Consider the following 21,268-nt stretch of genomic DNA (forward strand, 5'->3'; position numbering starts at 1 on the left):
GTTGATGGGTTGACTCAAAGGGCAGCTGGGGCGGCTTTCGCCGTATCCCGTGAGAAGCCACGGCTGGCCTCGATCAGCTCCTGTGTATAGCTGTTCGTGGCACGGCCCGAGCGAAGGGCGACAGCTGTCGTTTCCTCGACCGCCTCGCCATGACGCATGACGAGGAGACGATCGCACAGATGGGCCACGACGGCGAGATCGTGGCTCACAAGAATGAAGGTCAGGCCTAGTTTCCGACGCAATTCGTCGAGGAGGTTCAGGATCTCTGCCTGCACCGATGCATCGAGCGCGGAGGTCGGCTCGTCGAGAAGAAGAACCTTGGGACGCAGGATCAACGCACGGGCAATGGCGATGCGTTGGCGCTGGCCGCCGGACAATTGATGCGGGTAGCGGAAACGGAAGGAGGGGCCGAGACCGACTTCGCGCAGGGCCTGCAGGATCCGCGCTTCGGCGTCCTTCTCCCCGTGAATGGCGAGCGGCTCGGACAGGGTGCGGTCGACCGTGTGCCGGGGGTGGAGCGAAGCGTAGGGGTCCTGAAACACCATCTGAACGGTGCGATAGAACGCCTTGTCACGTGGAGTCTTCACCTCTTGTCCGTCGACGCGCACATGGCCTCCCGAAATCGGAGCGAGACCGCAGATAGCTCTCAGGACAGTCGATTTGCCGGATCCCGATTCGCCAACGAGTCCATAGGAGGCGCCGGTCTCCACATGGAAACTGACATCTTTCACCGCTTCGACGCGCAGACGGCCCGTTCCGTAGACGACTTTTAGGTTTTGTATATTGAGCATCGGATCTTTACAGGGCCCAGGCAGGGTCGCGGTTGAGGGTCGGAAGCGGACGAACATCGTCCGCCAGGGTCGGGAGGCAGCGCATGAGGCCCTGGGTGTAGGGGTGCTTGGCCTCCCGCAGGTGCTTGGCCTCCAGCTCCTCGACCACGCGGCCGGCGTACATCACGAGCACGCGGTCGCAGAACGACGAGACGAGCTTCAGATCGTGCGAAATGAAGATCAGGCTCATGCCACGCTCCGAGACGAGCTCGTCCAGGATTCGCAGCACCTCCATCGACACTGTGACATCGAGCGCGGAGGTCGGCTCGTCCGCGATCAGGAGATCGGGCTCCGTGACCAGCATCATGGCAATCATCGCACGCTGGCCCATGCCGCCCGAAACCTCGTGTGGGTAGAGCGAGAAAACGCGATGCGGATCGCGCATCTTGACCGCTTCCAGCATGGCCAGCGCCCGATCGCGCGCTTCGCCGCGGCCCGCTGACTTGGCGTGAGCCTGATAGGCCTCGATGATCTGCTCGCCGATGGTCATGACCGGATTGAGCGAATATTTCGGGTCCTGCATCACCATGGAGATGCGTCCCCCGCGCAGCTGGCGCAGGGTTCGCGACGAGGCCGTAAGGAGGTCGATGCCGTCGAAGGTCATGCGCTTGGCGATGACCTCGCCGGGGGGAGGCGTGAGGCCGAGAATCGCCCGGCCCGTCTGCGATTTTCCCGAGCCGGATTCGCCGACGATGCCGAGGCGCTCGCGGCCGAGCTGGAACGAAACGCCCCGTACCGCCTCCACGGTGCCGGTGCGCAAGTGGAAGCGGACACGCAGGTCCTCGACTTCAAGAAGCGGCTTCGTCATTTTGCTGCCTTCGGATCGAGCACGTCGCGCAGGCCGTCGCCCAGCAGGTTGAAGCCTAGGCTGACCACGAAGATGGCAATGCCAGGCATGGCTGCCACCCACCATTGATCGATGAGATAGTTCCGTCCGGTGGCGACCATCGCGCCCCATTCGGGCATGGGCGGCTGCGCACCAAGACCGAGGAAGCCCAGGCCGGCCGCGGTGAGGATGATGCCTGCCATGTCGAGGGTGACACGGACGATCACGGAGGAAATGCACAGAGGGATGATGTGGCCGAAGATGATCCTCGGTGTCGATGCTCCCTGGAGCTTTACCGCGGCGATGAAATCGCTGTTGCGGACAGTCAGCGTCTCGGCGCGCGCAATGCGGGCGTAAGGGGGCCACGATGTGATCGCGATGGCGATGATCGCATTCTCGATGCCCGGCCCGAGCGCCGCCACGAAGGCCAGCGCGAGGATCAGACGCGGGAAGGCGAGGAAGATGTCGGTCATCCGCATCAGGACCGTATCGACCCAGCCGCCGAGATAGCCGGCGGCGGTGCCGATCATGACCCCGATAGGCGTCGCGATGATGGCAACGAGCATCACGACCCAGAGAGTGATGCGCGAGCCGTAGACGACACGCGAAAAGATGTCTCGGCCCTGATCGTCGGTGCCGAACCAGTACGTCGCGCTGGGCGGCAGCAGACGTTCCGTGCGCAGGTTGCCGCCTGCAACGGGTGAATAGGGCGCGATGAGCGGAGCAAGGATCGCAACCACGATGAGCAGCACCACAATGCCGAGGCCGAGCACTGCCAGCGGATTCTTCGTGAACGCGCGCCAGCCGAGATAGCCACGTCCAAATCGGGCCTGCCAACGGGACGCCGGTTCCGGCGAGAGAAGCCAGTCCCGGAAGGCGGAGGAGGGTTGGGGAAGGGGAGGGGCGCCGGCCATCAGCGGGTCCTCGGATCAAGCAGACGATAGAGCAGATCGGATACGAGATTGAGCAGTACGAAGACGGTTCCGATCACGATCGTCCCGCCCAGCACGGCATTCATATCGGCATTCTGCAGAGAATTGGTAATGTACTGGCCCAGTCCAGGCCATGCGAAGACCGTCTCCGTCAGGACCGAGCCCTCGAGCAGGTTCGCATAGGAGAGCGCGATGACCGTGATGAGAGGCACGGCGGCGTTGCGCAGGGCATGGCGCCAGATCACACGGAATTCGGAAAGGCCTTTGACCCGCGCGGCGATGACGTATTCCTGTGCGAGCTCGTTGAGCATGAAGGATCGCGTCATGCGGCTGATATAGGCGAGGGAGAAATAGCCGAGCAGGCAGGCCGGCAAGATCACGTGCGAGACGGCATCCCAGAACGCATCCATCTGACCCTGCATCAGGGTGTCGATGAGCACGATTCCGGTAACCGGCGTATAGAGATAGGAATATGTGACGTCTATTCGCCCCGGCCCCGCGACCCAGCCGAGTTTGGCATAAAACAGCAGAAGGCCCATCAGACCGAGCCAGAAGATGGGAATCGAATAGCCGACAAGCCCGAGGAACCGGACGATCTGGTCGATCAGAGAGCCGCGTTTCACCGCGGCCAGGACGCCAAGCGGGATCCCGATCAGCGTGCCGATGATCGTGCCGAGCGTCGCCAGTTCGAGCGTGGCGGGAAAGACGTTCTTGATATCCGTCATCACCGGGTTGGTGGTGAGAACGGAATTGCCGAAGTCGCCGGTCGCCGCTTTCTTCACATAGATGGCGAATTGCTCGATCAGCGGCTTGTCGAGGCCGAGTTCCTTTCTCACGCGGTCGTAGACCTGCGGCGGTGCGCGGTCGCCGACGATGGCGATAACCGGATCGATCGGCACAACGCGTCCGATAAAGAACGTGACTGCGACAAGACCGAGGAGCGTCGTCATCAAAACGATGACGAACTGCGCGGCCTTCTTAAGGAAGGAGCGGAGGGCACTTGCGTGCTCTCCGCCCCGGCTCATGACTGCAGAAACCATTTCAGCGTCAGTTCTTCTTTGCCTGAGACACGTCGTTGTCGCTGAAGGATGGGCCGAGGACGAAGTCCTGCACGTTCTTGCGAACCGCGGCCACCTCATTCTGCTGCAGGAAGATCACGAACGGGCCATCGTCGAGAACGGCCTTCTGCAGGTCCTTGTACATCTCCGCACGCTTTTCGGTATCGCGCTCCATGACGGCCGCGCGAGTCTTGGCCGTCAGCGGCCCCGGATCCCACGCGTTGCGCCAAGCGAGCGGCTTCGCCTTCGCGTTGTCGGAGTTGTCGTCGTTCGCCGCAAAGGTATCGGCATTGGAGTTCGGGTCCTGATAATCCGAGCCCCAGTTGCCGATATAGATGTCGTGCTGGCGGGCGCGATATTTCGTCAGCGCCTGCTTCGAGTCCATCGGCAGGATCTCAAGCTTGATGCCGGCCTGCGCGAAGGTCGACTGCATCGCCTGGGCGATACCCGTGATCTCAGCCGTGGAGCGCGTGTCCATCGTAACGGAGAATCCGTCCTTCAGGCCGGCCTTCGCGAGAAGCTCCTTCGCCTTGGCCACATCGAGCTTGTAGGGATTGGTGGTCGAGGCGCCAAGGAAGCCCTTGGGCAGGAAGTTCTGGTGGACGACGCCCTTGTACTTCATGATCGTGTCGGCAATGGCCGAATAGTCCACGAGGTACTTGAGGGCTTGGCGAACTTCGGGCTTCGCCAAGTTCGGATTCTTCTGGTTCAGCCCAAGATAGTACACCGTTCCCTTCGGAGCGCTTTGGATCTTGATGTCCGGGTTCTTGGCAACGGCGTCGATCTCTTCCGGATTCAGGCTGCGGGCGACGTCGATGTCGCCTTTTTCGAGCAGAAGGCGCTGGCTCGCCGTCTCCTTGATGTGGCGGAAGATCACGCGGGCAAGAGGAGTTTTCTTCTCGTAGTTGGGATTACGTTCCAGGACGAGGACCTCATTGGCCTTCCAGTCGCGCATGATGTAGGGGCCGGACCCGGCATAGTGCGTCTTCAGCCAGTTATAGCCGTAGTCCCCGTCCTTTTCGTTCTGCACGAGGAGCTTCTTGTCCACGATGGAAGCGACAGAGTTGCCGAGGCAGTAGAGAACGAGTGTCGGAGCATAGGGCTTGTCGACCTCGATGGTCAGTTCGAGCGGCCCGGTCTGCTTGATCTTGTCCTTCATGTTGTCCTTCGTCAGGCCGAACTGGCCCAGGATGAAGGCTGGGGACTTGTCGAGGGCGATCGCGCGCTGGAGCGAATAGACCACGTCCTCGGCTGAAATCGGGTTCCCCGACGCGAATTTGCGGTTCGGGCGGATCTTGAAGGTATAGGTCTTGCCATCGTCCGAGACGGTCCAGGACTCGGCGACCTGTCCACTGATCTTGGACACATCCTTGATGTCGTACTGGATCAGGCGCTCATAGGTGTTGCCCATGATTTCGGAGGCGCTGAACTCGAACACTTCGGCAGGATCGAGCGAGATGATGTCGTCGCTCTGCCAGGCCTGAACCAGTGTGTCGGGCGGTGTTGCAGCCTTCACAGCGGTGAAGGAGGTCGCCATGGCGGTGACCATGGCTGCCGAGAGGATGAATGTGGGTAGACGTTTCATTGGCCAATTCCCTTGCGGCGCTGCTTCGCGCCTGTTGTGCCGAGGTAAGAATGCAGATCAGACATGCTCTGTCGAGTCTAGCGACTGGCTTTGAAGTGGTAAACGGCGCGCACCATGCGTAAAGGGCGGGCAATCTGTCAATGCGGCTTGGCCTTGGGCCGGAATGTGTGGCAAAGGCATCGGGCCTTAATATCGGGATGAAACACCGTGTCAGAAGAAGCCAAGAAGTCCGGCGCCAATGTCATGTGGGGTGGGCGGTTCTCGTCCTCTCCCAGCGCACTCATGGAAGCCATCAATGCTTCCATCGATTTCGACAAGCGCCTGGCCTCGGAGGATATTCAGGGGTCGATGGCGCACAGCACGATGCTCGCAAGCCAGGGCATCATCGCCGAAAGCGACCGTGACGCGATCCATCAGGGCCTTCAGCGGGTCCTTGGAGAAATCGAGTCAGGCTCCTTCGCATTTTCCACGGCGCTGGAAGACATTCACATGAATGTCGAGAGCCGCCTGCGCGAAGTCGTCGGGGACCCGGCCGCCCGGCTCCATACAGCCCGCAGCCGCAACGATCAGGTCGCCGTCGATGTGCGTCTCTGGGTGCGCAGCGCCCATGACCGCGCCGAGGCGCAACTGACTGGTCTCATCAGGGCTCTCCTCGACAAGGCCGAGCCTCATGCCGCGACGGTGATGCCCGGCTTCACCCATCTGCAGGGGGCTCAGCCGGTAACCTTCGGTCATCACCTTATGGCCTACGTGGAGATGTTCGGCCGCGACCGTGGCCGGTTCCAGGATTCGCGCCGTCGCCTCAATGAGAGCCCCCTCGGGGCAGGGGCGCTCGCGGGGACCTCCTTCCCCATCGACCGGCACATGACCGCAAGGGCACTCGGGTTCGATGGCCCCACCCGCAATTCCCTGGATTCGGTCTCGGACCGGGACAGCCTTCTGGAATTCATGTCGGCTGCCGCGATCTGCGCGATGCACCTCTCCCGTCTCGCCGAGGAGATCGTGATCTGGATGTCGGCGCCATTCGGCTTCGTGCGCCTGCCCGACCGCTGGACCACGGGCTCCAGCATGATGCCCCAGAAGCGCAACCCCGACGCGGCCGAACTCGTCCGGGGCAAGACCGGGCGCATCTTCGGATCGCTCATGGCCCTCCTGACGGTGATGAAGGGCCTGCCGCTCGCCTATGCCAAGGACACCCAGGAGGATAAGGAGCAGCTTTTCGACGCCGCCGACACCCTCGAACTCGTCCTCGCTGCGATGACGGGGATGGTTCAGGACCTGGAGCCGGTACCTGAGCGCATGGCCGCCGTCGCCGGAGCCGGCTATTCCACGGCGACCGACCTTGCCGACTGGCTTGTCCGCAGCCTGAACATCCCCTTCCGGGATGCCCATCACATCACCGGGCGGATCGTCTCGGAGGCGGAAAAGCGGGGGACGCCGCTCGAGGATCTCCCTCTCGAGGTCATGCAGGCGGTCGAGCCGCGGATTCATAAAGGAATCTTCGACGTCCTCAGCGTCGAGAACTCGGTACGGTCCAGGACGAGCTTCGGAGGGACCTCGCCGGTGCGGGTAGCCGAGCAGATCGCCTGGTGGCGAGGCAGGGTCTGACGGAAGCGCTGCTATGAGAGAAAGGTCAAGTTGATCAGGGACTTGGCCCCTGATGTCGGTTCGGACGGCCGAGGTCTTGATAGGAGGTGAGGCAGCCTCCATATTGGTGTCAGCGCCTGGAAGCAGGCGCCTGAGTGCCGCATCAGCGGGCTCAAACCAAGCGAAGTGCCTCTGAACCTTGGGCTTCGAACATGTCGCGTCAATCGCCCTTCGGGCATCCTTTTCTCTTGGGTTTCGACGAGATCGAGCAAGCGCTCGACCGCGTCGCGAAAGCCGCGGGAGATGGATATCCTCCCTACAATATCGAGCGAATGGCGCGAACCGCGCAGGATCCCGAGCGTCTCCGTATCACCCTTGCTGTTGCCGGTTTCACCCGGGAGCAGCTCGAGGTGACTCTTGAGGAAAACCAGCTCGTCATCCGGGGCAGGCAGGTTGAAGACAAGGCAAGGCACTTCCTGCATCGCGGCATCGCCGCCCGACAGTTCCAGCGCGCATTTCTCCTCGCCGAAGGCATGGAGGTGCTGGGGGCTGACTTGTCCAATGGACTTTTGTCCATCGATCTCGCCCGGCCCGAGCCGGAAAGAATTGTCCGCAAGATCGATATCGCCGCCCCGGACAAGGCATGACGGCATCGCCCAGGAGAAGTCTTATGAACGTTAATTTCAAGATCCAGAGCGAAGGGCTCCTGAATACGGCTGAACTGGCTGCTCTCGGCGAGGGCGAGATGGCCTATGTAAAGCCAGTCCTGTCGGACGACATCGCTCGGCTTTTCCCCCAGGCACCCGAAATCCAGCCAGGCCTGCAACTCTTCGCCCTTCTGTCCGCCAGCGGCGAGCCCATCGTGCTGACCGATACCCGTGACGCAGCGGTGGCCAATGCCTGGGCACACGACCTCGAGACGGTGAGCCTTCACTAGCGCATCGCGCGGAAAAGTGGATCCGGTTCTCCGCAGGAAGCGACGCGCCATCGAAAAGCCTGAGCATCGGATGCATCCCAAAGGTGAGCTCCACTTTTGGGTCCGGTGCTCCAAGGCTCACCGACTCCCGTTTCAGCTCATGCCCTCGATGGCCTGAACGAGACGATCCATGTCCTCGGGCCTGGACAGCCGGTGGTCGCCATCCTTGATGAGGGTGAGGGAAACGCTGTCGCCGGGCAGGTGCTCGACGAGCGTCAGGGCATGGCCCCAGGGCACGTCCGGGTCCTCCATTCCCTGCAGAATATGCACGGGGCAGCCGGTCCGGATCGGCGCACCGAAGAGCAGGTGCCTTCGCCCGTCCTCGATAAGCCGCCTCGTGATGGGGTAGGGATCGGGCGAATAGGCCGAGGGCCGGTGGTAGACGCCGGTTTCCTCGATGGCACGCCTGATGTCCTCAGGAAATCGGTCCCACATCAGCCGCTCCGTGAAATCCACGGCGGGGGCGATCAGAACGATACCCACCGGCGACAGGTCCGGTCGCGTTTGCAGAAGTTGCCGCGTCGCGAGGAGGGCCAGCCATCCTCCCATGGACGACCCGACCAGAATCGGCCGCTCCGTCAGGTGCTGCCCGAGAACAGCCAGGCTGTCGTCCAGCCATTGTGAAATCGTTCCTTCCGCAAAGTTGCCGCCGGATTCTCCATGGCCGCTATAGTCGAAGCGGAGGAAGGCACGCCCGGCCTTCTCGGCCCAGGCATCCAGCGCTTCCGCCTTCGTGGAGCGCATGTCGGACTTGAACCCGCCGAGCCAGACAACGGGCGGCCCCTTGCCCTCGCGGGGCAGAACGGCAATGTGCCGCGCATGAGCGGCATCCCCGACGGCGACGGCTTGTTGCATGGTTAACTCATCCTCAACTGCTTTAAAGCAACGTTCAGTCAATTCCTTGGAGAAGGCTCATACCTCTGTGAATTTTTCAAAGCGACCCAGCGGGGGAGCTCCGTTTCCTTCGTCAAGCGTCCATCCGCTGGCGGGCCGGACAATCCTGCAAATCATTCCCGAACTCGAAGCCGGCGGTGCCGAGCGGACCGCGGTCGATGTCGCCGAGGGCCTCGCCCATGTCGGAGCCCGCGCGCTCGTGGCGACGGACGGGGGTCGGCTGGTCGGCGAGTTGCAGGCCAAGGGTGGGGTGTGGATCCCATTCCCGGCCGCGACCAAGAATCCTTTTTCCATGCTCCTCAATGTGAGGCGCCTTGCCCGGATCTGCCACCAGGAGCGGGTTGCCCTCGTCCATGCCCGTTCGCGGGCCCCGGCCTGGGTGGCCCTGGGCGCCGCGCGCTCCCTCGATATCCCCTTCGTAACGACCTATCATGGCAGCTATGCCGGGCGCTCATCGGTGAAGGTCCTCTATAACTCTGTCATGGCGCGGGGCGATGCGGTGATCGCCAATTCCCATTATACCGGCGATCTCATCCGCTCCCTCTATCCCCAGGCCGGCGAGCGGATCCGGGTCATTCACCGTGGCACGGATTTCCTGGCGTTCTCGCCTTCGGCCGTTTCTCCGGAGCGGGTCGAGAGCCTCAGGAAGGCTTGGAACGTCTCGCCCCACGAGCGGACAGTGCTTCTGGCGGCTCGGCTCACGGGCTGGAAGGGCCAGAAGGTCCTCATCGAAGCGGCGGCCAAGCTGCGCGATGCCGGACTTTCGGACGTGGCCTATATTCTGGCCGGCGATCCGCAGGGGCGCGACTCCTACGTGAAGGAGCTGGACGCGCTGATCGAGGCCCGCAAGCTGACCGGGATTGTGCGCCGCGTCGGCCATTGCGCCGACATGCCGGCGGCCTTCCTGGCCGCATCCGTGGTCACCGTCCCGTCCACCGAGCCCGAGGCCTTCGGGCGATCAGCGGTCGAGGCCCAGGCCATGGGGACCCCCGTCGTCGTCTCCGACCTGGGGGCAGTTCCCGAAACCGTTCTCTCGCCTCCAGCGGTGCTGCCGCACGAGCGGACCGGATGGCGGATCGTACCGGGTGATGCCGATGCGCTGGCCGAGGCGGTCGGCGCGGCGCTATCCCTGGGAGCGAGCGCCCGGATCGCACTGGGAACCCGGGCGAGGGCCCATGTGGAGCGTCACTTTTCGCTCGAGCGCATGGTGTCGAGTACGCTGGATGTCTATTCTGCCCTGCTGGAAGGGCATTTCCCGCGCAGAACAAGTTGACTTCGCGCGCTTTTGCGCGAAATGTCAGATCATTCGCGGTACCGGGACAGAGTCGGGGAGGGCAGGATGCCCTATGCCTGTTTTCGGGCCGCATAACAGGAGATACGAGCCATTCGCAGACCAATGAGAGCTATGCCGGTTCCGCAAAAGGACGGACCGCGCGCCAACCGGGACATTCGCGGCGTTCGCGAAGTGCAGCTGATCGACGATACCGGCCAGAATCGCGGCGTCATGCCGTTCTTGGACGCCCTGCGCCTCGCCGAGGATGCCGGGCTCGACCTCGTCGAGATCGCGCCGAATTCCGCACCTCCCGTCTGCAAGATCCTCGATTACGGCAAGTACCGCTTCCTCGAGCAGAAGAAGGCCGCCGAGGCCCGCAAGAAGCAGAAAACCGTCGAAGTCAAGGAAATCAAGCTCCGCCCGGGCATCGACGACCATGATTACGACGTCAAGATGAAGGCCATGCGCGGCTTCTTCGAAGAGGGTAACAAGGTCAAGATCACCCTGCGCTTCCGTGGCCGCGAGATGGCCCACCAGGATCTGGGCCTCAAGGTCCTCGAGCGCGTGAAGGCCGATGTGGGCGAGCTCGCGAAGGTCGAGATGGAGCCCAATTTCGAGGGCCGCCAGGTCGTCATGGTGCTGGCGCCGCGCTGATCGATAGGCTCCCTCGCAGGCCAGGACTTTTTCGAATGCGGCATGGCCGTCGGGTGATCGACGGCCATTGCTTTTTGGCCTGTCCTCTGCCATAAGCCGCCCTTCATCGAACCGCCCGGCTGATTAAGGGCTGCCGTGGCGGTTCGTTTTGCTCAGTGCAGCAATGACAGGGCTTCGCAGGCGGTTCGCCGCGTCGAGGCCTGACCAAAGGAGAGCCAAATGCCCAAGCTGAAGACGAAATCGGGCGCGAAGAAGCGCTTCAAGATCACTGGCACCGGCAAGGTCGTCTACGCCCAGTCCGGCAAGCGCCACGGGATGATCAAGCGGACCAACAAGCAGATCCGCAACCTGCGCGGCACCACCACGCTTTTCGCTGGTGACGCCTACAACGTGAAGAAGTACTTCCTGCCGAACGGCTGAGGCGGTCTTCCACATCCCGGATTTTGAAGGAGTTTTTAAATGGCCCGCGTCAAACGGGGCGTTACCGCCCACGCCAAGCACAAGAAGGTTCTGAAGGCCGCCAAGGGTTTCTACGGCCGCCGCAAGAATACCATCCGCATCGCCAAGCAGGCGGTCGAGAAGAGCATGCAATATGCCTATCGCGACCGTAAGAACAAGAAGCGCACGTTCCGCGCTCTCTGGATCCAGCGTCTCAACGCGGCGGTCCGCGAGCACGGCCTGACCTATTCCCGATTTATCGACGGTCTCGGCAAGGCTGGGATCGAGGTCGATCGCAAGGTTCTGTCCGAGATGGCCATCCACGAGCCGGCGGCCTTCGCCGCTTATGTGGAGCGCGCCAAGGCTTCGCTGCCGCAGCAGCAGGCCGCCTGAGGACGACTTGGCTCCAGGCGCGGCTGGTTTTGCCGGCCGCGCCTTCATTCCCCCGCTACCGAGACCATCCGCACCGGCGGCCGCAAGGGCGGCCGATTGTCATTTTGCGGCTCGGACAGCTTGACGGTTCCCGCGCCGCGCCTCACTCAAGCGCTTGCATTCTGGCTAGGGACCGATGACCGATCTCAATCAACTCGAACGTGACCTGCTGAGCCAGGTCGAGGCCGCCGGCGACGAGGCGGCCGTGGAAGCCGTGCGCGTGGCCGCGCTCGGCAAGAAGGGCTCCGTCTCCGAGCTGCTGAAGACCCTCGGCGCCATGACGCCGGAGGAGCGCAAGGAGCGCGGTCCCCTCATCAACGGTTTGCGCGACCGCGTGCAGAGCGCCATCGCCGCCAGGAAGGATGTTCTGGCCGAGTCCGCGCTCAACGCCCGTCTCGCCGCGGAGCGCGTGGACGTCACGTTGCCGGTCCAGGAAGGTCCGGAGGTGCGGGGCCGGATCCATCCGATCAGCCAGGTCATCGAGGAGCTGGCGGCGATCTTCGCCGATATGGGCTTTGCCGTGGCCGAGGGGCCGGACATCGAGACCGACTATCTCAACTTCACGGCACTGAACTTCCCTGAAGGGCATCCGGCCCGCGAGATGCATGACACCTTCTTCCTCGCCCCGGACGCAAAGGGCGAGCGCAAGGTGCTGCGCACCCACACGTCACCCGTGCAGATCCGCACGATGATGTCCCAGAAGCCGCCGATCCGGGTCATCTGCCCGGGCCGGACCTATCGGCACGACTCGGACCAGACGCATACGCCGATGTTCCACCAGGTGGAGGGCCTCGTGATCGACAAGCAGGCCAACATCGCCCACATGAAATGGGTGCTGGAGGAGTTCTGCAAGGCCTTCTTCGAGGTTGATCAGGTGAAGATGCGCTTCCGGCCGTCCTTCTTCCCCTTCACCGAGCCCTCGGCGGAAGTCGACATCCAATGCTCGCGCAAGGGCGGCGAGATCCGCTTCGGCGAGGGCGAGGATTGGCTCGAAATCCTCGGCTGCGGCATGGTCCACCCGAACGTGCTGAGGAATTGCGGCCTCGATCCCGATGAGTATCAAGGCTTCGCCTGGGGGATGGGGATCGACCGCATCGCCATGTTGAAATACGGCATGCCCGATCTTCGCCCCTTCTTCGAGGCCGATATGCGCTGGCTGAACCATTACGGCTTCCGCCCGCTCGACATTCCGTCGCTCGTCAGCGGCCTCACATCATAATCGGAGAGCAACGATGAAATTCACCCTCTCCTGGTTGAAAGACCATCTCGACACCACGGCTTCCCTCGACGAGATCGTCGAAACGCTCACCCGCATCGGCCTCGAGGTCGAGGGAGTCGAGGACAAGGCGAAGGCGCTGGCGCCCTACCGGGTGGCCTATGTCATCTCCGCCGAGCAGCACCCCAACGCCGACCGCCTGCGCGTCTGCATGGTGGATACCGGCGAGGGCGCGCCCATCCAGGTGGTCTGCGGTGCGCCGAACGCCCGCACTGGCATGAAGAGCGTGTTCGCGCCGCCCGGAACCTACATTCCGGGGAAGAACATCACTCTCGGTGTCGGCACCATTCGCGGCGTCGAGAGCGCGGGGATGCTGTGCTCGGCGGCGGAACTCGAGATTTCGGACGATCACGAGGGCATCATCGACTTGCCCGCGGATGCGCCGGTGGGCGTGGCGTATGCTGCCTATGCCGGGCTCGACGATCCGGTGATCGAGATCAATCTCACACCGAACCGTCCGGATTGCACCTCTATCCATGGCATCGCCCGCGATCTCGCGGCGGCAGGCCTCGGCACGCTCAAGAACGACGCGGTGGCACCGGTTCCGGCACAAGGAGCATGCCCGGTGTCCGTGACGCTCGATTTCGCGTCCGGCGATGAGAGGCTCTGCCCGGTTTTCGCGCTGCGCCTCGTGCGTGGCGTCAGGAACGGTCCATCCCCGGACTGGATGCAGCGCCGGCTTCTCTCCATTGGCCTGCGCCCCATCAACGCGCTCGTCGACATCACCAACTACATGACGTTCGACCGGGGCCGCCCGCTCCATGTCTTCGACGCCGCGAAGGTGAAGGGCAACCTCACCGTGCGCAGGGCGCGCGATGGCGAGGAGGTGCTCGCCCTCGACGGGCGTACCTACAAGCTCGATTCCGGAAACGTCGTGATCGCTGACGAGAACGGCGTCGAGTCCATTGCCGGCATCATGGGCGGTGAGCATTCGGGCTGTGATGAAACCACTACCGACGTGCTGATCGAATCGGCACTCTGGGATCCGCTGAACATCGCGCAGTCCGGCCGCAAGCTGGGCATCATCACCGATGCCCGCTACCGGTTCGAGCGCGGCGTCGATCCCGCCTTCACTCTGCCGGGCCTCGAACTGGCCGCCCGCCTGGTCGTCGACCTCTGCGGCGGCGAGGCGAGCGAAATCGTTGTCGCCGGCAAGGTGCCGGACACCAAACGTGCCGTGGCGTTCCCGTGGTCGGAAGTGCCGCGCTTGACGGGTCTCGACGTCAAGCCGGAGGAATCCAGGGAAATCCTGGAAAAGCTGGGCTTCGGCGTCTCGGGTTCGGGCGACACGGTCAGCGTGACTCCGCCGTCCTGGCGGCCCGACATCGAGGGCAAGGCGGATCTTGTCGAGGAGGTCATCCGCATCGCGGGCGTCGACCGGATCGAGCCTGCTCCGATGCCGCGCCTGGAGGCGGCGGTCGTCAAGCCGATCCTGACCCTGATCCAGAAGCGCACCCGGCTGGCCCGCCGCGCCCTGGCGGTCCGCGGGCTGGTCGAGGCCGTCACCTGGTCCTTCGTCGCAAAGGACGAGGCCGGACTGTTCGGCGGCGGCGACGAGCGTCTGGCTCTGGCCAATCCCATCGCGGCCGACCTCTCCGACATGCGCCCGAGCCTGCTGCCCGGCCTCCTGAAGGCAGCCCAGCGCAACGTCGATCGCGGCCTCGGCGATGTCGCCCTCTTCGAGGTCGGCCAGACCTTTGCCTCTGACGAGCCGGAAGGGCAGTCCATCAAGGCCGCCGCCGTCCGGCGAGGAACGGCACGGGCCGAGGGCGTCGGGCGTCACTGGGACGGTGGCGCGTCCTCGGTCGATGCGTTCGATGCCAAGGCCGATGTGATGTCGCTCCTGGCGAATCTCGGAATTCCGGCGGGCGGCCTCCAGGTCGTATCCGGCGGTCCCGCCTGGTTCCATCCGGGGCGGTCCGGAACCCTGCAGTTCGGGCCGAAGAACGTGGTCGGCGCTTTCGGCGAAGTCCATCCGAAGATCCTGAAGGCCCTCGACCTGAAGGGGCCGCTCGTCGCCTTCGAGATCAATCTCAGTGTGCTGCCGCCGCCCAAGTCCAAGCCGACCAAGATGAAACCGAAGCTGACGCTGCCCGACTTCCAGCCGATCACCCGCGATTTCGCCTTCGTGGTCGGCCGCGATGTGGCCGCCGGCGACATCGTCAAGTTCGCCCAGGCCGCCGAGAGGCAGCTGATCGCGGGGGTCAGCGTGTTCGACGTCTATGAAGGCGCAGGCATCGAGGACGGCAAGAAATCCGTCGCCGTCGCCGTGACCCTCCAGCCGACGGAGAAAACGCTGACGGACGCCGAGATCGAGGCCATTTCGGCTAAGATCGTCAGCGAGGTCGGCAAGAAGACCGGCGCCGTGCTGCGCTCCTGACAGGAACGCCATCCCGGGGCCGCGAAGCGGAGCCCGGGATCGTCACAGGAATGCGGTACATATCTGCTCACGATCCCGGATCGCGGCTCTGCCGCGTCCGGGATTGCGCCCCGGGTTGCCCATTCAGCGGATTCGCCTCGTCCCAGGCATAGCAGAGAGTCTCGAAACGCATCGACCGGGCGTCGACCATGAGGAGGCGTCCGACAAGGCTTTCGCCGAAGCCCACGATCTCGCGGATCACCTCCATTGCCATCAGGCTGCCCATCACGCCTGCCAGCGCCCCGAGGACGCCGGCTTCCGCGCAGGTCGGGATCGATCCCGGCGGGGGAGGCGAGGGGAAAAGGCAGCGATAGGTCGGGTTAGGTTTGCCGAAGGATCCGCTCTCGTGGGCGCGGATCGTGGTGAGGGAGCCGTCGAACTGGCCGAGCGCTGCGGTGACCAGAGGCTTCTTCTCGGCAAAGCAGGCATCCGACACCGCATAACGGGTCTCGAAGTTGTCCGACCCGTCGGCGACGAGGTCATACGCCGAGACGAATGCCCTGGCGTTCCGCTCCGTTAGCCGCACGGCGTGAATGTGGACGGCGACATGGGGGTTGAGACGGTGGACAGCCCGAGCGGCACTTTCCGCCTTGAGGCTATCGAGATCCGGCATGCCGTGGATCACCTGGCGCTGCAGGTTCGACAGGGAGACCCGGTCGTCGTCGACGATGCCGATGGTGCCGATGCCGGCTGCGGCGAGATACTGGATCAGCGGGGCGCCAAGGCCTCCGGCTCCGATCACGAGGACCCGCGCCGCCTTCAGCTTCAATTGCCCCGGACCGCCGACATCGCGCAGCACGAGGTGGCGGGCGTAGCGGTCGATCTCGTCGGGAGCCAGTGACATGGTGCGACCTTATCGACATCTCCCCCCGTATCAACCATTCCTTGTAGGAAAGACCAAGCCTGCCCGACAGGGTGCTTGGCGGCATGGCCCTTCCCATGCCATCGTCAGGGCGCAACCGGGTAACAGCCCGGGAGATACAGGGAACAATGCCGATGACAGCAACCAAATTCGGCCTCGCTCTTGCAGGCCTCGCTCTCTCCGCCTCGGTGGCCTTCGCGCAGGAAGCGTTCAAGCCGGCCGTCGTCTACGACCTCGGCGGAAAGTTCGACAAGTCCTTCAACGAGGGCGTCCATATGGGAGCCGAGAAGTACAAGAAGGATACCGGCACGGACTACCGCGATTTCGAGCCCCAGAACGATGCCCAGCGCGAGCAGGCCCTGCGCCGCTTCGCCCGCGACGGGTTCTCCCCGATCGTCGCCGTCGGCTTCAGCCAGGAATCGGCCCTCAAGAAGGTTGCGGAGGAGTTCCCGAAGACCAAGTTCGCGATCATCGACGCCGTGGTCGAGAAGCCGAATGTGGAATCGATCGTCTTCAAGGAGCATGAGGGCTCGTTTCTCGTCGGCCTGCTCGCCGCCAAGGCGTCCAAGTCCGGCAAGGTCGGCTTCGTCGGCGGCATGGACATCCCGCTGATCCGCAAGTTCGCCTGCGGCTACGTCCAGGGCGTGAAATACGCCAACAAGGACGCGGAAGTGTTCCAGAATATGACCGGCACCACCGGCGCTGCCTGGGCCGACCCGGTGAAGGGCGGGGAGCTCGCCAAGAGCCAGATCGACCGCGGCGCCGATGTGGTTTACCACGCGGCCGGCGGCACCGGCATCGGCGTGCTGCGTGCCACGGCCGACGCGGGCAAGCTCGGTATCGGCGTCGACTCGAACCAGAACGGACTGCATCCCGGCAAGGTCCTGACCTCCATGGTCAAGCGCGTGGACGTCGCCACCTACAACGTCTTCGATCAGGCCAAGAAGAACGCCTTCAAGCCCGGCCTTGCCGTTCTCGGCCTCAAGGAGGACGGTGTCGCGTGGGCGCTGGACGACAACAACAAGTCGCTGATCACGCCCGACATGAAGGCCGCCGCCGACAAGGCCGCCGCGGACATTAAGTCGGGTGCCATCACGGTCCACGACTACATGTCGGACTCGAAGTGCCCCATGTGATGAGCCACAAGGCTTGTCATTCTCCGGCGACGCCATAACGTCGAAAGGGATCCGGGCCGGTCGGCACCGTGTCCCTTTCTCCTTTTCGACCGGTGCGGGGTGAGTCAGAGCGTCGTGATGAATTCTGCGATCCAGCTTTCCGCCATCGACAAGCGTTTCGGCGCCGTCCACGCCAACAGGGACGTGAACCTCGACGTCGAGCGCGGCACGATCCACGGCATCGTCGGGGAAAACGGTGCGGGCAAGTCGACGCTCATGTCGATCCTCTACGGCTTCTACGAAGCCGATTCCGGCGAGATTCGCGTGGGAGGGCAGCCCGTCTCCATCCGATCCCCGGCCGACGCCATCCATGTGGGCATCGGCATGGTGCATCAGCACTTCATGCTGGTGGAGCCTCTCTCCGTGGTCGAGAATGTGATGCTCGGCGCGGAGGGCGGTGCCTTGCTGCGCAAGGGAGAGGCGAAGGTTCGGGCCGAGCTGGCGCGCCTGTCCCGCGACTATGGCCTGCAGATCGACGTCGACGCCACTGTCGGCGATCTCTCCGTCGGGTTGCAGCAGCGGGTGGAAATTCTCAAGGCGCTTTATCGTGGCGCCGACATTCTCATTCTCGACGAACCCACGGCTGTGCTCACGCCCTCCGAGGCGGACGCGCTGTTCGAGCTTCTTCGTGCACTGAAGGCGCAGGGCAAGACCGTCATCCTCATCACGCACAAGCTGCGCGAGATCATGGCCGTGACCGACCGGGTTTCCGTCATGCGCCGCGGCGAGATGGTGGCAACGCTCGAGACAGCGAACACCTCGCCGCCGGAGCTTGCCGAGCTCATGGTCGGCCGCCGCGTTCTTCTTCGCGTTGAAAAATCGGAGCGCCAACCGGGCGCGCCCCTGCTCGAGGTCACGGATCTCTCCGTGATCGATTCGCGCGGCGTGCTGCGTGTCTCCGGTGCATCCCTCACCATTCACGCAGGCGAGATCGTCGGCATCGCCGGGGTTTCAGGAAACGGACAGAGCGAATTGCTGGAAGCGCTCGCCGGCATGCGCCAGCCGGTTCTCGGCAGCATCCGCTTCGACGGCCAGGACATCACATTCAGCCATCACAATCCTCACCGCATGCGCCAGCTCGGTTTGCTGCATGTGCCGGAGGATCGGCTGCGCATGGGGCTGGTTCCCGCTTTCCCGGCCTTCGAGAGTGCGGTTCTCGGGTTCAGCGACGAGCCGGAGCTCGGTCGCGGACCGATCCTCGATCATGATCTCATGGTCGCCGACCTCGCCAGGAAGATGGAACAATACGACGTACGCCCGCAGGCCCCCCGGCTGAAGACGTCGAAATTCTCCGGCGGCAACCAGCAGAAGATCGTGCTGGCGCGCGAGATCGAGCGCCAGCCCAAGGTGCTGCTGGTCGGCCAGCCCACCCGCGGCGTCGATATCGGCGCCATCGAATTCATTCACCGCCGCCTGATCTCCTTGCGCGATGCCGGCGTCGGCATTCTCCTGGTGTCGGTCGAGCTCGACGAGATCATGAATCTGTCCGACCGCATCCTCACCATGTGCGGCGGGCAGATCACCGGCGAGCGCAGGGCATCGGAGACGAGCGAGCAGGATCTCGGACTTCTCATGGCCGGCGTGACCGACGAGGCAGCATGATGCAACCCCGCCTGACTCTTGTGACTCTCGGCGTCGCCGACGTTGGCCGATCCCGGGCCTTCTACGAGGCCTGGGGATGGAGGGCCTCTTCGGCGAGCCAACCCGAGGTGACGTTTTTCCAGGCCAATGGCCTCGCACTCGCCCTTTTCGGGCGAGCCGACCTTGCCAACGATGCCGGCGTCGAAGACCGGCCGACGGGCTTTGCCGCAATCACTCTCGCCTACAACGCACGCTCGAAGGCCGAGGCTGACGAGATCTACGCGCTCGCCGTCGCAGCAGGAGCCACACCGGTCAAGCCGCTGCACGATGTCTTCTGGGGCGGCTATTCGGGCTATTTCGCCGATCCTGACGGGCACCTTTGGGAGGTGGCCTGGAACCCGTCCTTCCCTCTCGATGACCAGGGCCACCTCTTCCTGCCGGATACTCTCACGTGAGCGCTCCCATCGACCTGCCCAGATGGGCCGATACGATTCTCGTGCCCGCCGTGTCGGTGGTCGCCGCCTTCCTCGTCGCCGGCCTCGTGGTCGTCGGCATCGGCGAGAACCCGCTGACGGCGACGCGGCTCCTGATCCAGGGCAGCCTCGGATCCGGCGAGGGTCTCGGCTTCACCCTGTTCTACATGACCGATTTCATCTTCGTCGGGCTCGCCGTCGCGGTGGCGTATCATGCGGGGCTGTTCAACATCGGCGGCGAGGGCCAGGCGACGCTCGCCGGCCTCGGCATCGCGCTCGTTCTCAACAACCTGACCTTCCTGCCGGGCTTCCTCCTCATTCCGCTCGGCATTCTCGGCGCAGCAGCCTTCGGTGCCGCCTGGGCGGCCGTCCCCGGTTATCTGCAGGCGAAACGCGGCAGCCACATCGTCATCACGACGATCATGTTCAACTGGCTCGCCAGCGTGCTGATCGTCTATCTTCTGGTGAATGTTCTGCGCGCCCCGCAGAACATGAATCCGGAGACGCCGGCGTTGCCTCCGCAGTCCCATATTCCGTTCATGCACGAGGCATTCGCCGCCTTCGGCATCGAGATCCCGCCGTCGCAGCTCAACCTCACCATGTTTCTCGCTCTTGCCGCCGCCTATGCGGTCTGGCTTCTCATCTACCGCTCGCGGCTCGGCTACGCGATCCGCGTGGTCGGCTCGAGCCCGTCGGCAGCCATCTACGCAGGCATCTCTCCGGCACGCATCATCGTGATCGCCATGGTGTTGTCGGGTGCGCTGGCAGGCGGTCTCGCGGTCAATGAACTGATGGGGTACCAGCACCGTCTGCTTCTCGAATTCACCTCCGGATACGGCTTCGTCGGCATCGCCGTCGCGCTGATGGGGCGGGCTCACCCTGTCGGCATCATCCTGTCGTCGCTCCTGTTCGGCATCCTCTATCAGGGTGGCGCCGAACTGGCCTTCGAGCAGCCTGCCATCACCCGCGACATGGTGGTCGTCATCGGTGGCATCATCATTCTCTTCGCAGGTGCGCTCGACGGTCTCTTTCGCCGTCTGGTGGCCCGCGTGATGCCGCGCCCGGAGCCGGCGGGGGCACGCGCATGAATCCGGGCGATCTCGTCACGCTGCTCGATTCCGGCCTGCGCCTGTCGATCCCGCTTCTCGCTGCCTGTCTGGCGGGGCTCTGGTCGGAGAAGTCCGGCGTTGTGGATATCGGTCTCGAAGGCAAGATGCTCGCTGCGGCCTTCGCGGCGGCAGCCGCGTCCTATGCATCGAATTCGGCCTGGATCGGGCTCGCCGCCGGAATCGGCGCATCGGTCGTCTTCGCCCTGATCCACGGTTTCGCCGCCATCAGCCAGCGCGGCAACCAGATCGTCTCCGGCGTCGCCATCAACATGCTCGCCGCCGGTCTTACAGCCATCGTCGGAAATGCGTGGTACGGGCAGGGCGGACGTACGCCGCCGCTCGAGGGCGATCAGCGCTTCCCGGATTTGCTTTTCGGGCATCCGGCACCGGTCTTCCTCGCGCTTCTTGCCGTGCCGCTGACCTGGTTCGTGCTCGGGCGGACGCGTTTCGGCCTGCGCTTGCGCGCGGTCGGCGAGAACCCGGCCGCCGTCGATACGGCGGGCATATCGGTCACAGGCCTGCGCTACGCCGCGGTCGTCATCGGCGGCGTGCTCTGCGGGCTTGCGGGTGCCTATCTCTCCGTTGGCCAGTCGGCCGGCTTCCTGCCCAACATGACGGCCGGCAAAGGCTTCATCGCCCTTGCGGCCCTGATCTTCGCCAAGTGGCGCGCCTGGCCCGCGCTCGGCGCATGCTTCCTGTTCGGGCTTCTCGATGCCATATCCATCCGCCTGCAGGGCATCGCGCTGCCAGGGATCGGCGAGGTGCCGGTGCAGGCCATCCAGGCGCTGCCGTACCTGATGACGGTGATTCTGCTTGCCGGCGTCATCGGCACGGCCATCCCGCCGCGTGCCTCAGGAGTCCCCTATGTCAAGGAGCGGTGATACGACC

The 21,268-nt window shown here is 64.0% G+C and carries 21 protein-coding genes; 14 read left to right on the forward strand and 7 right to left on the reverse strand.

Annotated features, from left to right (window positions below; translation table 11 throughout):
- Positions 1–14: 14 nt before the first annotated feature.
- The 5 genes from AC522E_RS02465 to AC522E_RS02485 form a co-directional block, all read right to left on the reverse strand.
- On the reverse strand, positions 15–791 hold the full coding sequence (locus AC522E_RS02465; RefSeq protein ID WP_500748823.1) for an ABC transporter ATP-binding protein: 777 nt from the start codon (positions 789–791) through the stop codon (positions 15–17).
- A gap of 7 nt (positions 792–798) precedes the next feature.
- Complete coding sequence (locus tag AC522E_RS02470; RefSeq protein ID WP_500748824.1) at positions 799–1,638, reverse strand: ABC transporter ATP-binding protein; 840 nt, start codon at positions 1,636–1,638, stop codon at positions 799–801.
- Positions 1,635–2,570 (reverse strand): nickel transporter permease, encoded by a 936-nt coding sequence (gene nikC / locus AC522E_RS02475; RefSeq protein ID WP_500748825.1) that lies wholly within the window; start codon positions 2,568–2,570, stop codon positions 1,635–1,637. Before nikC ends, AC522E_RS02470 begins: the two co-directional genes overlap by 4 nt.
- Positions 2,570–3,538 (reverse strand): ABC transporter permease, encoded by a 969-nt coding sequence (locus AC522E_RS02480; RefSeq protein WP_500750566.1) that lies wholly within the window; start codon positions 3,536–3,538, stop codon positions 2,570–2,572. Before AC522E_RS02480 ends, nikC begins: the two co-directional genes overlap by 1 nt.
- Positions 3,539–3,635: 97 nt before the next feature.
- Positions 3,636–5,231: an ABC transporter substrate-binding protein gene (locus tag AC522E_RS02485; protein ID WP_500748826.1), complete on the reverse strand. Its 1,596-nt coding sequence runs from the start codon at positions 5,229–5,231 to the stop codon at positions 3,636–3,638.
- Between the two features lie 243 nt (positions 5,232–5,474).
- Here AC522E_RS02485 and argH point away from each other — a divergent pair, with 243 nt between their 5' ends.
- The 3 genes from argH (at position 5,475) to AC522E_RS02500 (ending at position 7,755) form a co-directional block, all read left to right on the forward strand.
- Entirely contained in the window at positions 5,475–6,839 is a 1,365-nt protein-coding gene (gene argH / locus AC522E_RS02490; RefSeq protein WP_500750567.1) for an argininosuccinate lyase, read from the forward strand.
- 191 nt (positions 6,840–7,030) lie between these two features.
- Positions 7,031–7,465 carry an Hsp20 family protein gene (locus AC522E_RS02495; protein ID WP_500748827.1) on the forward strand — a complete coding sequence of 145 codons (435 nt, stop codon included), beginning with the start codon at positions 7,031–7,033 and terminating at the stop codon, positions 7,463–7,465.
- Between the two features lie 23 nt (positions 7,466–7,488).
- Positions 7,489–7,755 carry a BQ00720 family protein gene (locus AC522E_RS02500; protein ID WP_500748828.1) on the forward strand — a complete coding sequence of 89 codons (267 nt, stop codon included), beginning with the start codon at positions 7,489–7,491 and terminating at the stop codon, positions 7,753–7,755.
- Between the two features lie 132 nt (positions 7,756–7,887).
- Here AC522E_RS02500 and AC522E_RS02505 read toward each other — a convergent pair whose 3' ends face one another.
- Complete coding sequence (locus tag AC522E_RS02505; protein ID WP_500748829.1) at positions 7,888–8,649, reverse strand: alpha/beta hydrolase; 762 nt, start codon at positions 8,647–8,649, stop codon at positions 7,888–7,890.
- A gap of 67 nt (positions 8,650–8,716) precedes the next feature.
- Here AC522E_RS02505 and AC522E_RS02510 point away from each other — a divergent pair, with 67 nt between their 5' ends.
- The 6 genes from AC522E_RS02510 (at position 8,717) to pheT (ending at position 15,141) form a co-directional block, all read left to right on the forward strand.
- Positions 8,717–9,961: a glycosyltransferase family 4 protein gene (locus tag AC522E_RS02510; RefSeq protein ID WP_500748830.1), complete on the forward strand. Its 1,245-nt coding sequence runs from the start codon at positions 8,717–8,719 to the stop codon at positions 9,959–9,961.
- A 132-nt stretch (positions 9,962–10,093) separates the two neighbouring features.
- Positions 10,094–10,615 carry a translation initiation factor IF-3 gene (gene infC, locus AC522E_RS02515; protein WP_500748831.1) on the forward strand — a complete coding sequence of 174 codons (522 nt, stop codon included), beginning with the start codon at positions 10,094–10,096 and terminating at the stop codon, positions 10,613–10,615.
- Positions 10,616–10,834: 219 nt separating this feature from the next.
- Positions 10,835–11,035, forward strand: a complete 201-nt coding sequence (rpmI, locus tag AC522E_RS02520) for a 50S ribosomal protein L35 (RefSeq protein ID WP_152587093.1) — start codon at positions 10,835–10,837, stop codon at positions 11,033–11,035.
- A gap of 39 nt (positions 11,036–11,074) precedes the next feature.
- Entirely contained in the window at positions 11,075–11,446 is a 372-nt protein-coding gene (gene rplT / locus AC522E_RS02525) for a 50S ribosomal protein L20 (protein WP_152587092.1), read from the forward strand.
- 175 nt (positions 11,447–11,621) lie between these two features.
- Positions 11,622–12,704, forward strand: a complete 1,083-nt coding sequence (gene pheS, locus AC522E_RS02530; RefSeq protein WP_500748832.1) for a phenylalanine--tRNA ligase subunit alpha — start codon at positions 11,622–11,624, stop codon at positions 12,702–12,704.
- 13 nt (positions 12,705–12,717) lie between these two features.
- Positions 12,718–15,141, forward strand: a complete 2,424-nt coding sequence (pheT, locus tag AC522E_RS02535) for a phenylalanine--tRNA ligase subunit beta (protein WP_500748833.1) — start codon at positions 12,718–12,720, stop codon at positions 15,139–15,141.
- Positions 15,142–15,208: 67 nt separating this feature from the next.
- Here pheT and AC522E_RS02540 read toward each other — a convergent pair whose 3' ends face one another.
- A complete protein-coding gene (locus tag AC522E_RS02540; RefSeq protein ID WP_500748834.1) occupies positions 15,209–16,024 on the reverse strand; it encodes a HesA/MoeB/ThiF family protein in 816 nt (271 codons plus the stop codon).
- Between the two features lie 152 nt (positions 16,025–16,176).
- On the opposite strand from AC522E_RS02540, the gene AC522E_RS02545 reads away from it, so the two are divergent.
- From AC522E_RS02545 to AC522E_RS02565, 5 genes are all read left to right on the forward strand, one after another.
- Positions 16,177–17,178 (forward strand): BMP family lipoprotein, encoded by a 1,002-nt coding sequence (locus tag AC522E_RS02545; RefSeq protein ID WP_500748835.1) that lies wholly within the window; start codon positions 16,177–16,179, stop codon positions 17,176–17,178.
- Between the two features lie 117 nt (positions 17,179–17,295).
- A complete protein-coding gene (locus AC522E_RS02550; RefSeq protein WP_500748836.1) occupies positions 17,296–18,819 on the forward strand; it encodes an ABC transporter ATP-binding protein in 1,524 nt (507 codons plus the stop codon).
- A complete protein-coding gene (locus AC522E_RS02555; protein ID WP_500750568.1) occupies positions 18,819–19,253 on the forward strand; it encodes a VOC family protein in 435 nt (144 codons plus the stop codon). The genes AC522E_RS02550 and AC522E_RS02555 overlap by 1 nt, the downstream gene beginning before the upstream one ends.
- Complete coding sequence (locus AC522E_RS02560; RefSeq protein WP_500748837.1) at positions 19,250–20,359, forward strand: ABC transporter permease; 1,110 nt, start codon at positions 19,250–19,252, stop codon at positions 20,357–20,359. Before AC522E_RS02555 ends, AC522E_RS02560 begins: the two co-directional genes overlap by 4 nt.
- Positions 20,356–21,261, forward strand: a complete 906-nt coding sequence (locus AC522E_RS02565; RefSeq protein ID WP_500748838.1) for an ABC transporter permease — start codon at positions 20,356–20,358, stop codon at positions 21,259–21,261. The genes AC522E_RS02560 and AC522E_RS02565 overlap by 4 nt, the downstream gene beginning before the upstream one ends.
- The last annotated feature ends 7 nt before the right edge of the window (positions 21,262–21,268 follow it).

The sequence above is a fragment of the Microvirga sp. BF8 genome (assembly GCF_059888585.1).